This window comes from Isoptericola sp. NPDC058082 (assembly GCF_042885055.1).
GTDB lineage: Bacteria > Actinomycetota > Actinomycetes > Actinomycetales > Cellulomonadaceae > Isoptericola.
Genome location: NZ_JBHVSQ010000029.1, coordinates 1 through 14,704, shown reverse-complemented (window position 1 = coordinate 14,704; position 14,704 = coordinate 1). Strand labels below are relative to the sequence as shown.

General features: G+C 73.7%; 13 protein-coding genes. 10 read left to right on the top strand and 3 right to left on the bottom strand.

Annotation, left to right across the window (positions count from 1 at the left end):
* From ACFVS0_RS21205 to ACFVS0_RS21195, 3 genes are read left to right on the top strand one after another with little or no spacing between them, the layout of a single operon-like run.
* Complete coding sequence (locus tag ACFVS0_RS21205) at window positions 1-936, top strand: ABC transporter permease (RefSeq protein WP_430549124.1); 936 nt, start codon at window positions 1-3, stop codon at window positions 934-936.
* Window positions 933-3,023 (top strand): dipeptide ABC transporter ATP-binding protein, encoded by a 2,091-nt coding sequence (locus tag ACFVS0_RS21200; RefSeq protein ID WP_430549123.1) that lies wholly within the window; start codon window positions 933-935, stop codon window positions 3,021-3,023. The genes ACFVS0_RS21205 and ACFVS0_RS21200 overlap by 4 nt, the downstream gene beginning before the upstream one ends.
* Before the next feature lie 49 nt (window positions 3,024-3,072).
* Complete coding sequence (locus ACFVS0_RS21195) at window positions 3,073-4,836, top strand: ABC transporter family substrate-binding protein (RefSeq protein WP_430549122.1); 1,764 nt, start codon at window positions 3,073-3,075, stop codon at window positions 4,834-4,836.
* Between the two features lie 94 nt (window positions 4,837-4,930).
* Here the strand turns inward: ACFVS0_RS21195 and ACFVS0_RS21190 are convergent, their stop codons facing one another.
* Both ACFVS0_RS21190 and ACFVS0_RS21185 read right to left on the bottom strand, forming a co-directional pair.
* Complete coding sequence (locus tag ACFVS0_RS21190) at window positions 4,931-5,938, bottom strand: DMT family transporter (protein WP_430589054.1); 1,008 nt, start codon at window positions 5,936-5,938, stop codon at window positions 4,931-4,933.
* Window positions 5,939-6,034: 96 nt separating this feature from the next.
* Complete coding sequence (locus ACFVS0_RS21185; protein WP_430584271.1) at window positions 6,035-6,895, bottom strand: hydrolase; 861 nt, start codon at window positions 6,893-6,895, stop codon at window positions 6,035-6,037.
* A gap of 62 nt (window positions 6,896-6,957) precedes the next feature.
* Here ACFVS0_RS21185 and ACFVS0_RS21180 point away from each other — a divergent pair, with 62 nt between their 5' ends.
* Together ACFVS0_RS21180 and ACFVS0_RS21175 are read left to right on the top strand one after the other, a co-directional pair.
* The gene (locus tag ACFVS0_RS21180; protein WP_430589053.1) at window positions 6,958-8,364 is read left to right on the top strand and encodes a sensor histidine kinase; all 1,407 of its coding nucleotides are present in this window, start codon (window positions 6,958-6,960) and stop codon (window positions 8,362-8,364) included.
* 68 nt (window positions 8,365-8,432) lie between these two features.
* The gene (locus ACFVS0_RS21175) at window positions 8,433-9,044 is read left to right on the top strand and encodes a response regulator (RefSeq protein WP_430589063.1); all 612 of its coding nucleotides are present in this window, start codon (window positions 8,433-8,435) and stop codon (window positions 9,042-9,044) included.
* Between the two features lie 436 nt (window positions 9,045-9,480).
* Here the strand turns inward: ACFVS0_RS21175 and ACFVS0_RS21170 are convergent, their stop codons facing one another.
* Complete coding sequence (locus ACFVS0_RS21170) at window positions 9,481-9,924, bottom strand: nitroreductase/quinone reductase family protein (protein WP_430549116.1); 444 nt, start codon at window positions 9,922-9,924, stop codon at window positions 9,481-9,483.
* Window positions 9,925-10,141: 217 nt separating this feature from the next.
* Between ACFVS0_RS21170 and ACFVS0_RS21165 the strand changes: the two genes are divergently transcribed.
* The 5 genes from ACFVS0_RS21165 to ACFVS0_RS21145 form a co-directional block, all read left to right on the top strand.
* Complete coding sequence (locus ACFVS0_RS21165) at window positions 10,142-11,035, top strand: ABC transporter ATP-binding protein (protein WP_430589052.1); 894 nt, start codon at window positions 10,142-10,144, stop codon at window positions 11,033-11,035.
* An 85-nt stretch (window positions 11,036-11,120) separates the two neighbouring features.
* The gene (locus ACFVS0_RS21160) at window positions 11,121-12,383 is read left to right on the top strand and encodes an ABC transporter permease (RefSeq protein WP_430589051.1); all 1,263 of its coding nucleotides are present in this window, start codon (window positions 11,121-11,123) and stop codon (window positions 12,381-12,383) included.
* Window positions 12,384-12,462: 79 nt separating this feature from the next.
* A complete protein-coding gene (locus tag ACFVS0_RS21155; protein WP_430549113.1) occupies window positions 12,463-12,663 on the top strand; it encodes a DUF4177 domain-containing protein in 201 nt (66 codons plus the stop codon).
* A gap of 105 nt (window positions 12,664-12,768) precedes the next feature.
* Complete coding sequence (locus ACFVS0_RS21150; RefSeq protein ID WP_430584268.1) at window positions 12,769-14,103, top strand: cytochrome ubiquinol oxidase subunit I; 1,335 nt, start codon at window positions 12,769-12,771, stop codon at window positions 14,101-14,103.
* Window positions 14,100-14,704 (top strand): cytochrome d ubiquinol oxidase subunit II (locus ACFVS0_RS21145; RefSeq protein WP_430589050.1); only part of this gene is annotated, 605 nt, incomplete at its 3' end. The genes ACFVS0_RS21150 and ACFVS0_RS21145, both read left to right, overlap by 4 nt.

The window sequence follows — 14,704 nt, the reverse complement described above, 5'->3', positions numbered from 1 at the left end:
ATGGCTGACTCCGAGCTGACCGTCACGGCCGCCGCCGTCCTCACGGCGGAGGACGAGCAGAGCACCGGGCTGCGGCGCACCGGCCGCTTCACCCTCATCGCCAGGCGCTTCGCGCGCCGGCCGTCCGCCGTCGTCGGGCTGGTCCTGCTGGTGCTGCTCGTCGTGTTCGCGTTCGTGGGCCCGCGCATCGCGCAGTGGGGCTACGACGAGCCCGACTTCCTCGCCCTCGCCCAGGCGCCGTCCGCCGAGCACTGGTTCGGCACGACGACGGGCGGGTCCGACGTCTTCGCGCTCGTCGCCCGCGGCCTCGGCCGCTCCCTCGCCATCGGCATCCTGTCGTCCGTGGCGATCACGGTGATCGCCGCGATCGTCGGCACCACCATCGCCTTCTTCGAGGGCTGGGTGGAGCGCGTCGGCATGTGGGTCCTCGACATGCTGCTCGTGATCCCGTCGTTCCTGCTCATCGCGATGATCGTGCGCTCGTCCTCGGGCGCCAACGGGTGGATCTGGCTCGCGTTCGGCATCACCGTGTTCGGCTGGATCGGGTACGCCCGCGTGCTGCGCACCCTGACGCTGTCGCTGCGCGAGCTCGACTACGTGCACGCGGCGAAGTACATGGGCGTGCGGTCGTTCACGATCATCCGCCGGCACCTCATCCCGAACCTCGGGTCGGTGCTCATCATCCAGACGGTGCTCGGCGTGGTCGCCGCCGTGAACGCCGAGACGGCGCTGTCCTTCCTCGGCCTCGGCATCAAGGCCCCCGACACCTCGCTCGGCACCATCCTCCAGGCCGGGCAGAGCGTCATCCTCACCGCGCCGTGGGTGCTCATCGCGCCGTCGGTCGCGCTGGTGCTGCTCACGTTCTCCGTGCAGCTCATCGGCGACGGGCTGCGCGACGCCATCGATCCGAACTCCCGGTCGGGAGGCCGAGCATGAACCCCGTCCTGAGCGTGCGCGACCTGCAGGTGAGCTTCGCCTCGGAGGCCGGCACCGTCCGCGCCGTCCGCGGCGTGAGCTTCGACCTCCTGCCCGGGCGCACCCTCGGCATCGTGGGCGAGTCCGGGTCGGGCAAGTCCGTGACGTCCCTGTCGGTCATGGGGCTGCTCGACGAGAACGCCCGTGTCGAGGGTTCCATCCGGCTCAAGGGCACCGAGCTGCTCGGCCTGAGCGAGCTCGAGCTCTCGAAGTACCGCGGCAACGACATGGCGATGGTCTTCCAGGACCCGCTGTCGGCCCTGACCCCGGTGTTCTCCATCGGCGACCAGCTCGCCGAGGCGCTCGACCTGCACCAGGACCTGAACCGCAAGCAGGTGCGCGAGCGGTCGGTCGAGCTGCTGGACCTGGTCGGCATCCCCAACCCGGCCGAGCGGCTCAAGGCCTACCCGCACCAGTTCTCGGGCGGCATGCGCCAGCGCGTGATGATCGCGATCGCGATCGCGAACGACCCCGACGTGATCATCGCGGACGAGCCCACCACGGCCCTCGACGTGACGATCCAGGCCCAGGTGCTCGAGGTCCTCAAGAAGGCGCAGCGCGAGACCGGCGCGGCGGTCGTGATGATCACCCACGACCTCGGTGTGGTCGCGGGCGTGGCCGACGACGTCCTCGTCATGTACGCGGGCCGTCCCGTGGAGCAGGCGCCGGTCGACGAGCTGTTCGCCCGTCCCGCCATGCCGTACACGATGGGGCTGCTCGGCGCCGTGCCGCGCCCCGACCGCGGCGAGAACCGTCGGCTCGTGCCGATCCAGGGCAACCCGCCGTCGCTGGTCGACCTGCCCGTCGGCTGCCCGTTCGCCGCGCGCTGCCCGCTGGCGGAGGACCGCTGCCGCACGGCCGAGCCGGACCTGCTGCCCGTGGCCGGCCGGCCCGAGACGCTCGCCGCGTGCGTGCGCGCCGACGAGCTCGCCGAGCAGGGCGTCACGTTCGAGGACGTGTACGAGGTGGCGGAGGCCGCCGAGTCGACTCTCGAGGCCGTGCCGCGCTCCGAGCGCGAGGTCGTGCTCGAGGTCGAGGGCCTCAAGCGGCACTTCCCGCTCACCAAGGGCGGCTTCCTGCGCCGCCGCGTCGGCACCGTCAAGGCGGTGGACGGCGTGACCTTCGACGTGCGCGCCGGCGAGACCGTCGCGCTGGTCGGCGAGTCGGGCTCCGGCAAGACGACGACGCTGCTCGAGATCATGAAGCTCGAGGCGCCGCAGGGCGGACGGGTGGCCGTGCTCGGCAAGAACCTCGAAGAGCTCTCGCGGTCCGAGCGGTCCGCGCTGCGGCGCGACCTGCAGATCGTGTTCCAGGACCCGATGAGCTCGCTGGACCCGCGCATGCCGGTCTACGACGTGCTCGCGGAGCCGCTCAAGGTGCACGGCTGGTCGCGGCAGAAGGTCAACGCCCGCATCGACGAGCTCATGAAGCTGGTGGGCCTCAACCCCGACCACGTCGACCGGTTCCCGTCGCAGTTCTCCGGCGGCCAGCGCCAGCGCATCGCCATCGCGCGCGCCCTGGCCGTGAGCCCGCGGCTCATCGTGCTCGACGAGCCGGTGTCCGCCCTCGACGTGTCGATCCAGGCCGGCGTCATCAACCTGCTCGAGGACCTGCAGGCCCAGCTCGGCGTCGCGTTCCTCTTCGTCGCGCACGACCTGTCCGTGATCCGGCACATCTCGAGCCGCGTGGCCGTGATGTACCTCGGGCAGGTCGTCGAGTCGGGGGACACCGAGGCGGTCTTCACCGCGCCGCGCCACCCGTACACGCAGGCCCTGCTGTCGGCGGTACCGCTGCCCGACCCGCAGCTCGAGCGCGGGCGCAAGCGGGTGGTGCTCGAGGGCGACCTGCCCAGCCCGGTCGAGGAGATCCCGGGCTGCCGCTTCGCCAGCCGCTGCCCCGTGCGCGCCACGCTGTCGGCCGACGACCAGCACCGCTGCGACACCGTGCTGCCGGTGCTCACCGGCGGCGACGACCAGCTCGCGGCCTGCCACTTCCCGCTGACCATGTCGGCGGGCACCCCAGACGTGCGGGAGACCACCCGCGCCTGACCCGTCCGGGTCATCTACCCGACCGGGTAGACGCTTCTCAAGGAGAATCATGACAACGATCCGCAAGAAGGGCGTCGGTGCGGTCGCTGCTGCCGCGGTGCTCGCGCTCACCCTGGCCGCGTGCGGCTCCGGCGGTGGCGACGACGAGGGCACGGCCCAGGGCAACGGCGACACGTCGATGACGACGCAGCCCGCCGACGGCGTCCCCTCGTCGTACCAGGGCGCGCTGCCCATGCCCGAGGCCGGCAAGGCGTACAACAACCCGCAGGACCGCGAGAACGTCAAGGACGGCGGCACGCTGACGCTGCCGATCGAAGAGGTCACGCCGAACTGGAACGCGTTCTCGGTCGACGGCAACACCCGGTACATGGGCGACTTCTGGAAGCTCTACCAGGCGTCCCTGTGGGACTACGACGTCGCGGGCAACCCGACGCCGAACCCCGACTACCTGTCCAAGGTCGAGGTCACCTCGAAGGACCCGCTGGTCGTCACCTACGACGTCAACCCCAAGGCCACCTGGAACGACGGCACGCCGATCGACTGGACGGCCTTCGAGGCCACCTGGAAGGCGCAGTCGGGCAAGACCAAGGGCTACAACCCGGTCTCGACCACCGGCTACGACCAGGTCAAGTCGGTGGAGAAGGGCAAGGACGACAAGCAGGTCGTCGTCACCTTCGACGCGCCGTTCTTCCCGTACCAGTTCCTGTTCCTGAACCTGATGCACCCGGACAGCCTGGACGTGAAGACCTACACCGAGGGCTGGGTGAACGAGCCGCACAACGAGTGGGCCGCCGGTCCGTTCATCGTCGACTCGCAGGACGAGACGCAGGCCACCTTCGTGCCGAACCCCAAGTGGTGGGGCGAGACGCCGAAGCTGGAGAAGATCGTCTTCAAGCAGATGGAGGAGGCCGCCTCCATCAACGCGTTCCAGAACGGCGAGATCGACTCCACCGGCGTGGCCGCGGCCGACCGCCTCAAGGTGGCGCGCGGCATGGACGACGTGCAGATCCTCATCAACTACGCCCTGTCGACCGGCGTGTTCACGCTGAACACCAAGGCCGAGGCGCTGCAGGACATCGCGGTGCGCAAGGCCGTCACGCAGGCGACCGACGTCACCAAGCTCGCCGAGATCGACTTCCAGGGTCTCGGCTGGGAGGAGGACCCGGCCGGGTCCGAGGTGATGTCGCCGATCCAGGACGGCTACGAGAACAACATGCCGGCCGACGCCGCCTACTCGGTGGAGAACGCCAAGGCCACGCTCGAGGGCGCCGGCTACACCCTCAACGAGGGGTCGGGCTACTACGAGAAGGACGGCAAGCCGGTCCACCTCAAGTACACCTTCTTCGGTGACAGCCCGACGCAGACCGCCATGGCGAACGCCGTGCAGGCCATGCTCAAGGCCGCCGGCATCGAGGTCGAGCTCGACAACCAGGACTCGTCGAAGTTCTCGGACACCGTGCTGGGCGGCAAGTACGAGATGCTCATCATGGCCTGGTCGTCCTCCGACCCGTACGGCTACAGCACCTCGGGCTACCAGCTCTACGGCTCCGACTCCGACTCGAACTTCACCTACATCGGGTCGAAGGAGATCGACGAGCTGATGAAGAAGCCGGGCACCATCGAGGACATCCCGCAGGCGGTCGCCGCGTTCAACGAGGCGGAGAAGAAGGCGCTGGAGCAGTACGGCACCTTCCCGATCGACTTCGGTCCGGAGATGACCGCGGTGAAGAAGGGCCTGGCCAACTTCGGCTGGCGCACCTCCGGCTTCCAGGGCCTCGCCCCGCACCCGGAGAACTGGGGCTGGCAGAAGTGACGCACCGCGTCACCCGCTGAGCACCACGCACGCCGACGCCGCCACGACCGCCCTGGTCGTGGCGGCGTCGGCGCGTCCCGGGCCGCTCGGGCGGTCAGCGTCGGCGCAGCGCGCCCTCGAGAAGGGGGACGGCGACGGCGACGAGGGTGAGCGCCGCGCCGACGTACGTCGCGGCGCCGGGCGGCGCGATGGTGGGGGAGAGCACGTCGAGCACGAGCGCGCCCACCACCTGGCCCGCGATCATGCCCAGCCCGAGCAGCAGCACGCCGATGCGCTGCACGACGGCCGCCTGCAGGGCGATGAACGTGACGCCCAGCAGGCCGCCGGAGTAGAGCAGGAGGTCCGGCGGCAGGCCTCCCGCCGGGGCACCGCCGACGGCGAGCGCGACGCCCATGACCACGAGCAGGGCCGCCGTGCCCACGACGAAGCTGACGACGGTCGCCGCGATCACCCCGCCGTCCCCGCCGAGCCGGGCCCGGGCGCCCGCCGGGGTCGTGACGCGCACCGCCGACCGCACCCTGCCGTTGAGGGCCTGCTGGAACGACTGCAGCACCCCCGCCACCAGCGGGAACAGCGCGAGGGCGAGCGCCGCCGTGGACGCCCCCGCGCCGGAGACGACCACCACCGCGACGACGGTCAGGGCCGGGCCGAGCACGCGCCCGAGGGTGACCAGGCGGACGCCGCCGGGGGCGATGCCGACCCGGTCGATGACGAGCGAGCTCACCGACTGCCCGGCCACCAGGGCGACGGTGAAGACCGCCACGCCGAGGACGTCGACGGTCAGGCCCTGCGACATCACGAAGAAGGCCCCGCCGAGACCGCCGAGGCACTCCCACGGGCGCAGGCCGCCGGTGCGCAGCCCCGTCCCGACGCGGCGCACCGCGGCGCGCCCCGTCGGCGAGAACGCCAGAGCGACCAGCAGCAGCACCAGGCCGGAGCTGAACGAGAAGAACGCCGCGACGAAAGGGCTGTCCATCGCGGTGGCGAGCGAGCCGTTGACCCGGCTCTGCAGCGCGGCGGCGAGACCGGCGACGATCGCGAGCGCCACCCCGGCCGCCCGTCCCGAGCCGGTGCTGGGTGGGGACGTGGACGGCTGGCTCACCCCGGGAGTGTACGTCCGGGTCACGGCTCGCCCGCGCCCGCCGTCGAGCCTGCGGCGGACCCGGCCGGCGGCGCCGTCGAGCCGGCGGCGCGGTGATCAGGTGAGGTGGTCGAAGTCGCCGCGCGCCCATGCCGCGTGCCGCTCGGCGGAGCGCAGCACGACGTCGCGCGCGTCGGCCGGGATCACCCCGTCGAAGTTGTTGTAGAGCCGGTCGAACGGTCGGCGGGCCACGTGCTCGGCGACGCGCGTCACGACCGCGCCCGACAGCGGGATGCGGTTGGGGTAGCTGCGCATGAAGCTCGCCGTGCGGTCCGGGTTGGCGAAGATCGTGTCGCCCGACAGGAGCACGCCGCGCCCGTCGGCGCCGGTCCAGTGCACCACCGCCGAGCCGGGGAAGTGCCCGCCCGGCTGGCTGAGCACGACGCCGGGCAGCACCTCGCGCTCGCCGGACGCGTCCGGCGACCACGTCTCGATCACGGCGTCCGGGCGGGCCACCCAGCCGGCGTCGGCCTCGCTCACGAGGACAGGCACGTCGCGGCCGGTGGCCGCGGCCAGGCGGCGGCTCCACTCCACCTGCACGCCGAACATGTGCGGATGGCTGGCGGCGATCACGACGTCGCCGCCCGCGGCGGCCGACACGACCGCCGCGACGCCCACGTCGTCCACGAAGCCGAGCGGGTCCCACAGCAGCGCGCCCGCGTCGGTGCGCACCACCTTCGCCTGCTGCCCGATGCCCACGTGCGGCGTCGCGTGCAGGGCGAGCAGGTCGGGCTCGAGCTCGGCGACCTCGACGGCGAGGCCCTCGGCCGCGAGCTCGTCCAGGGTGGTCCACGCCTGGCCGGTCACGGGCACCCACTGGCGCTCGTCCGCGCAGATCGCGCAGACCTCCGGTCGGGTGGAGTGCTCGACGGCGCAGGTGCGGCAGATCCAGAAGTCCGCCGACGTGGGGAGGCTCATGGGCCCACACTTCCACCTCCTGGGGGAGGCGCCCACCGCATTCCCCTCTCTAGGCTGACCGGATGCCCCAGCACCGCGCCTCGTGGACCGCGCGCCTCGCCGACTGGTGGGGGATCGACTCGGGGTGGGAGCGCGTGCCCGCCGACCCCGCCCGCGCCTACCGCAACGACCTGTGGCTGGGCGCGGCGTTCGTCGTCGTCTCCCTCGTGGGCGCCGAGCTCGCCCGCAGCTTCGGGTACTTCGAGGACGAGCAGGCCCCGACCTGGCTGCTCTACCTGCTCGCCGCCCTGGGCGCCGCGCCGCTCATGTGGCGCCGGCGGTTCCCCCTGGTCGTGCTCTCCGTGGTGTACGTGCACTTCCTCGTGGTCGGGCTGACCGTCCCGATGGTGACGATCCTCGTGCCGCTGCAGGTCGTCTACTTCGTCGCGCTGTTCAGCGCGGTCGCGTGGGCGCGCGACCGGCAGGCGATGGCCCTCGTCGTGGGCGCCGCCCTGCTGGCGATGTTCGGGTGGCTGGCCTGGCAGTTCGCCGTCGGGGCCGGCATCGACGGCATCGTCGAGCAGATGGGGCTCGCCGACGAGCGGCCCGGCCTGGTCGACCCGGGGGTGGCGTTCACCGCGTACAACCTGCTCATCAACCTCGCCTACTTCTACGGGGCGGTCGTGGGCGGCCAGCTCATGTGGCACGGCGCGCGCCGGCGCGAGCAGCTCCAGGACCAGGCCGCGACCATCGAGCGCCAGACGGCGGAGCTGCAGCGGCAGGCGGTCGTCACCGAGCGGCTGCGCATCGCCCGCGAGCTGCACGACGTCGTCGCCCACCACGTGTCCGTCATCGGCATCCAGGCCGCCGCCGCCCGGCGGATGCTGGCCGGCGACCCGGCCTCGGCCGCTGCGCCGCTGGCCACCATCGAGGGCGAGTCGCGCGAGGCCGTGGCCCAGATGCGCGGGCTGCTCGGCACGCTGCGCGGGGTCGAGGACGGCGACGGCCCGGGCGACGCGGGCTCGGGCGGCGGGCGCGCGCCGGAGCCCGGGCTGGCCGACGTCCCGTCCCTCGCGGACGACGCCGGGCTCGACGTCGAGGTGCGGGTCGTCGCCGAGCCGGGTGCCGTCGACGCCGTGCCCGCGCCCGTCGGCCTCAGCCTGTACCGCACCGCGCAGGAGGCGCTGAGCAACGTGCGCAAGCACTCCACGGCCCGGTCCGCGCGCGTCGTCGTGCGCGTGGACCGCCGTCCGGCGCGGCGCGACGACCCGTCCGCGGACCGGTTCCCGCACGGCTTCGCCGAGGTGGAGGTGCTCGACGACGGCCGCCCGCGCCCCGGCTCCACGGGGACCGGGCTCGGCCTGGTCGGCGTGCGCGAGCGCGTCGCGACGCACGGCGGGATCGCCGACGTCGGCCCGCGGGCCACCGGCGGCTACCGTGTGCGGGTGCGCCTGCCCTTGCCTCGCTCGACGTCCCCAGACCGCCCGTGACCGGCCCCGACGCGCCTGTGCGGGTGCTGCTCGTCGACGACCAGCGGCTGGTGCGGTCCGGCTTCGCGATGATCCTGGGCGTCGAGGCCGACCTCGAGGTGGTGGGCGAGGCCGCCGACGGCGCGCAGGCGCTGGAGCAGGTGCGCGCGCTGCGCCCCGACGTCGTGCTCATGGACGTCCAGATGCCGGTGATGGACGGCATCGAGGCGACCCGCCGCATCGTCGCGGACGACCTCGCCAAGGTGCTCGTGCTCACGACGTTCGACGACGACGCCTACGTGGACGACGCCCTGCGCGCCGGCGCGTCCGGCTTCCTGCTGAAGAACTCCGACGCCGACCGGCTGGTGGACGCCGTCCGCACCGTCGCCGCCGGGCACGCGCTGCTCGCGCCGGAGGTCACGAAGCGCGTCATCGCCCGGATGGTCGAGGGGACGGGCGGCGGACGGGCGCGCCCGCCGGCCGTCGGGTCGTCGCGGCCGGACGCCGCCCTGGACCTCCTCACCCCGCGGGAGCGGGAGGTCCTGGTGCTCGTGGGCCAGGGGCTGTCGAACGCCGAGATCGCCGGCGAGCTGTTCCTCGGCGAGGCCACCGTCAAGACCCACGTCTCCAACGTGCTGGCCAAGCTGCACCTGCGCGACCGCGTGCAGGCCGTCGTCTACTACCACCGCGCCCTGACGTAGTACCTGGTGACGGTTCCCGCTGCTGAACCGTCACCGGGTGCTACGTCGAGGAACTGTGGATGACGCCGCCGGCCTGCCGCCCGGCTCGGCTTGGCTGGTGCGATGCCCCGCCGGATCGTGGTCCCCTCGTCGCTCGGCCGGATCGCCGCGCTCCAGGAGGGCCTGGTGTCCGTCGCACAGTGCCGCGAGCACGGTCTGACGGACCAGCAGGTCGCTGCGCTCGTCCGGCAGGGGCGATGGCGGCGCGCGATGCTCGGCGTCCTCGACACCGGCATCTCCTCGGTACGGGGCGTCGTGGTCACGGACGTCGGGCAGCTGCTCGAGCACGAAGGGTGGAGGCCTCGACCGTGGCCTGCCAGCACCTCCTTGGTGCTGTCGACGTCGTACCTGGTGACGGTCCGCGGTGCGGAACCGTCACCAGGTACGACGTCGAGGGTCACCCGCGCGGGGTCAGCCGGATGACGGGCAGCTCGCGGTCCGTCCGGGCCTGGTACCCGGCGAAACCGGGGGACGTGGTCGTGACGGTCCGCCAGGCGGCGGCACGCTCGGCCCCGTGCAGCTCCTCGGCGACGACGGGCACGGTCCGGCCGCCGGTCGTGACGGTCGCGCGGTCGGGGTGGGCCGCGAGGTTGAGGTACCAGGCGGGGTTCGCGCGGGCGCCGGCGGCGGACGCGACGACGATCCAGCTGCCGTCTCCGCCCGGGAAGCCGCCGACGGGGGTGGACCGCTCCTGGCCGGTCCTCCGGCCGATCGTCGTCAGGGCGAGCAGGTCGCCGGTGGCCCGGCCCGCGCGCCGCGCCGCCCGCCGGTTCCTGCCGGCGAGGAAGCGGCCGCGGGGCTGACGGGCGCCGCGGGTGCCCTGCGGGTTCGTGAACGTCATCGTGCTCTCCTTCGTCGGGGCGCCGGGTGCTCGCCGGTGGATCGTGCGTCCCGCTGCACGGTGCCAGGGCCCCGCGCCGACCGGTACCGACCGCGGTCGACCGCCGCGCGACGAAAGTCGGGGGTGCGCGGACGCTCCGGTCCGCCCCGCGGGGGAGGCGCGGATCTCCGCCGCCGGGCGGATCCGTCCCGGGCCCGCGTTCCGTAGCGTCGTCGTCATGGACAACGACTTCCTCGAGGTCCGGGGCCTGACCCGGACGTTCGGCGACCTCACGGCCGTCGACGACGTCTCGTTCGCGGCCCCGGCCGGGCTGCTCACCGGGTTCGTCGGCGGCAACGGCGCCGGCAAGACGACGACCATGCGGATGATCATGGGCGTCCTGGCGCCCACGGCCGGCGAGGTGCGGTTCGGCGGCGACCCGGTCACGCGCGCGGACCGCCGCGCGTTCGGGTACATGCCGGAGGAGCGCGGCCTCTACCCGAAGCAGCCGGTGCTCGACCAGCTCGTCTACCTGGCCCGCCTGCGGGGCATCGCGGCCCCGCGGGCCCGCGCGGAGGTGCTCGACATGCTCGACCGGCTCGGCCTGGCCGGCCGGTCCAAGGAGCACGTCGAGAAGCTCTCGCTCGGCAACCAGCAGCGCGTGCAGATCGTCGCCGCGCTGATGGGCACGCCGCGGCTGCTGGTGCTCGACGAGCCGTTCAGCGGCCTCGACCCGGCCGCCGTCGACGGCATGGTCGACCTGCTCGCCGAGCACACCGCCCGGGGCGTGCCCGTGCTGTTCAGCTCGCACCAGCTCGACCTCGTGGAGCGGCTGTGCGAGCGGCTCGTCATCCTCAAGTCCGGTCGCGTCATGGCGGACGGCGCGCCGGCGGACCTGCAGCGGACCGGTGCGCTGCGCCACCGCCTCGTCGCGGGCGGCGACGCCGGCTGGGTGCGCGGCGTCCCCGGCGTGCACGCGGTCGACGTCGACGGGTCCGTCGCGCTCCTCGAGGTGGTCGACGACGCGGCGCTGCAGCGCCTGCTCGCCACCGGCCTCGAGCGCGGCGGCGTCCGCGAGCTCACCCCTGTCCGGCCCACGCTGGCCCAGATCTACCGCGAGGTGACCGCGTGAACGCGCGGGGCCCCCGCGGAGGTACGCCGAGGAACGAGGCGTGCCGGAGTGAGGCACCGCAGCGTTCGCGCGAAAGGAGCAACGCATGACCACCACCACCCCCACCCGCCCGGACACGCAGGGCACCCTCGACCGGACCGGCGAGGAGAGCACGCGCGGTGCGTGGCTCGTCGTGATGAAGCGCGAGATCGTGGTGCGCGCGCTCAACAAGACGTTCCTCGTGGGGCTGCTCGTCTCGGTCGCGATCATCGCCGCGCTGGCGGGGTTCATGGCCTGGCAGGGCAGCAAGACGGAGAGCTTCACGGTGGCCGTCGTGGCCGGGGACGCCGCCGCGACGGCGTCCGTCGAGTCCGCGGCCGCGATCCCCGAGGAGCAGGGCGGGGGCGCCGAGCTCACGACCCTCGAGGTGCCCGACGACGAGGCCGCCCGCGCGGCGCTCGCGGACGGCGACGCGGACGCCTGGCTGCACCCCGCCGACGGGAGCGACGCCGGGTCGACGGACGGCGGCTGGGTGCTCACCGGCCAGGCGGCCCCCGACAGCACGCTGACCCGCCTGCTCACGGCCGGCGTGGCCGCCCAGGCGCTCGACGCCAACGCGCAGGCGGCCGGCACCACCGCCGCCGAGCTCACCGCGGGCGGCACCCTGACCACCGACCGGGTCGACGGCGACGCCGTGGACTCGCAGACGCTGTTCTTCGCGTCGTTCGCCCTCGCCCTGCTGTTCTTCATCGGGGCGCTCGGCTCCGGGCAGATGATCGCGGGCAGCGTGGTGGAGGAGAAGCAGTCGCGCCTGGTGGAGATCATGGCCACCGCCGTGCCGCTGCGGCACCTGCTGGCCGGCAAGATCCTCGGCAGCTCGGTCGTGGCCCTGGCGCAGAACGTCGTGTTCGCGGCTGTCGGCCTCGCCGCGCTGTCGTTCACGCCGACGGCGTCGATCCTGCCGTCGCTGTCGACGTCGCTCGTCTGGTTCGTGCTCTTCTTCGCCGTCGGCTTCCTCGGCCTCGCGGCCCTGTACGCGGTGGCGGGTGCGCTCGCGTCGCGCACCGAGGACCTGCAGCACACCACCACCCCGATGACGATGGCGATCATGGGCGTGTACTTCCTGACGTTCTCCGCCAGCGGCACCTTCGAGACGGTCCTGTCGTACGTCCCGGTGGCGAACGTCGTCTCGATGCCCGTGCGCGTGCTGTCCGGCGACGCCGCCTGGTGGGAGCCGGTCGTGTCGCTGCTGATCCTCGCCGCGTTCGCCGTCGTCGCCCTGCTCGTGAGCGAGCGGGCCTACCGCGGGGCGCTGCTGCAGACCGGCGGCCGCATCGGGTGGCGGAGCGCCCTGGCGGCGCGCGCCTGACCGGACGGGCGCACCGTCCCACCGGAGCACCGACAGCACCGACAGCACCGACAGCACCGATCAGCGAGGGAGACCGACCATGACCGCACCGACCACCGCGTGGGAGCACAAGGTGCTCACCTACAAGCTCGCGATGCGCGGCTTCGACTACGCCCAGATGGAGCGTGACCTCAACGACCTCGGCCGGGACGGTTGGGAGGCCGTGGGGACCCTGTCGCCGAGCTACGGGGCCGGCCAGGCCATCGAGGTCGTGGTCGTCGTCAAGCGCCCTGCCGCCTGACGCCGCCCGCGGGGTAGGGGAGTCCCCCGAAATCGCTCAGGGTTGTCCCCCGAAGGTCCCGAAAACCCTGGGACCGCGGGGTTCGGGCGCCCTAGCGTCAGCCGCATGACCGCCGTCGACGCCGCCCGCCTGCAGTTCGCGCTGCTCGCCGGGACGCACTTCCTCTTCGTCCTGGTGACGCTGGGGCTCGGGCCCGTCGTGGCGATCCTGCAGACCCGGTGGGCGGCGGCCCGCGACGCCGGGCGGGCGGCGACGCTCGAGACCGCCACCCGGTTCTGGGGCCAGCTCTACCTGGTCAACTACGCGCTGGGCATCGCCGCCGGCATCGTCATGGAGCTGCAGCTCGGCCTGCACTTCCCGGGCCTGCTCGACGTGGCCGGCGGCGTGTTCGGCGCCCCGCTGGTGATCGAGACGATGGCGGCGTTCTTCCTGGAGTCCACGTTCCTCGGGCTGTGGGTGTTCGGGTGGCACGTGCTGCCGCGCCGGGCGCACACCGCGGCGTTCTGGGCGGTCGTCGTCACCGGCTACCTCTCGGCGTTCACCGTGATGGTGGCGAACGGCTTCCTGCGGAACCCGGTCGGCTTCGAGCTGGTGGACGGCGTGGCCCGCGTCACCGACGCGGCGGCCCTGGTCACCAACCCGGCGGCGCTGCTGTCGGCGCTGCACGTGGTGGGGGCGTGCCTCATGGCGGGGGCGTTCCTGCTGGTCGGGGTCAGCGCGTGGCACCTGCGCCGGGCGCCGTCGCGGCTGCCCGGCGTGGTCGCGGCCGGCCTCCCGGGCGCCGTGATGTCGCCGGAGAACGACGTGTGGCGTCGCTCGATGCGGATCGGGCTGGTCACCGGCACGGTCGGCGCGTTCGTCGCGACCTCCTTCGGGTACGCGCAGTTCGAGTACCTGCAGGACGTGCCGGGCGGCGACCCGCCGGTCGTGGGCATCGCGTACGCGGTGATGCAGGGCGTCGCCGGCCTGGCGTTCGTCGTCGGGTGCGTGCTGCTGCTCCTGCTGCCCGGCAACGTGCTGTTCCGCCTGTGGCGGCCGCTGCGCAGCGGCCTCTACGGCACGCTCACCGTGCTGCTGCCGGTGCCGTTCCTCACGGCGCTGCTGGGCTGGGCGGCCCGCGAGATCGGCCGCCAGCCCTGGGCGATCGCGGGCGTGCTGCGCACCGAGGACGCCGTGTCCGACGCGTCCGCGGCGGCGGTGATCACGTCCCTCGTGGTCCTCGTCGGCGTGATGGTCACCCTCGCCGTCGTGGACTGGTCCGTCATGGCGCGCCTCGCCCGCCGCGGCACGACGCGCCTCGCCCTCGGCGCCCCGCCGGCCGACGTCCTGCGCGACGCCGACGACGAGCCCGACGGCGATCCCGGCGGCGGGCCCGGCGCCCGGGCCGAGGACCGCACCGAGGACCGCACCGAGCTCCTCACCTTCGGAGGCACGCGATGAACGCCCTCGGCTGGGGCCTCCTGCTCGCCGCCCTGCTCGCCGGCTGGGCCGCGCTCGACGGCGCCGTCCAGGGCGGCGTGCCATTGGTGCGCGCGCTCGGCGGCCGCGACGACGCCCGCCGCCGCACGGTGCTGGCCACGGTCGCGCCGTTCCTCCTGCTGGGGGAGGTGTGGCTCGTCGCCGCGGCGGGCGTGCTGCTCGCCGCGTTCGGGCACGTCGAGGCCGCGCTCTGGGCCGCCGCGTACCCCGTCGTGGTGGCGCTGCTGGTGGCCTGGGTGGTGCGCGACGCCGCGCTCTGGCTGCGCAGCCGCCTGCCGTCGCCGGGCTGGCGGCGGGGGTGGGACGTCGTCGGCCAGGCCGCGAGTCTCGCGCTCCCGGCGGCGTTCGGCGCGCTGGCGGGGGTCGCCTGGGTGCGGTTCTCGGTGGTCGGGGCGCAGGCCGACGGCGGCTCCGGCGCGGCGCAGGCGCTCGCGCTCGGGCTGCCGGTGCTCACGGCAGGGCTCGCCGTCGCGACGACGCGGGTGCACGGCGCGCTCGTCGTCGCGGGCCGGGCGCCCGAGGCGGTGGCGCGGGAGGCGCGCCGCCGCGTGCGCCGCGCCCT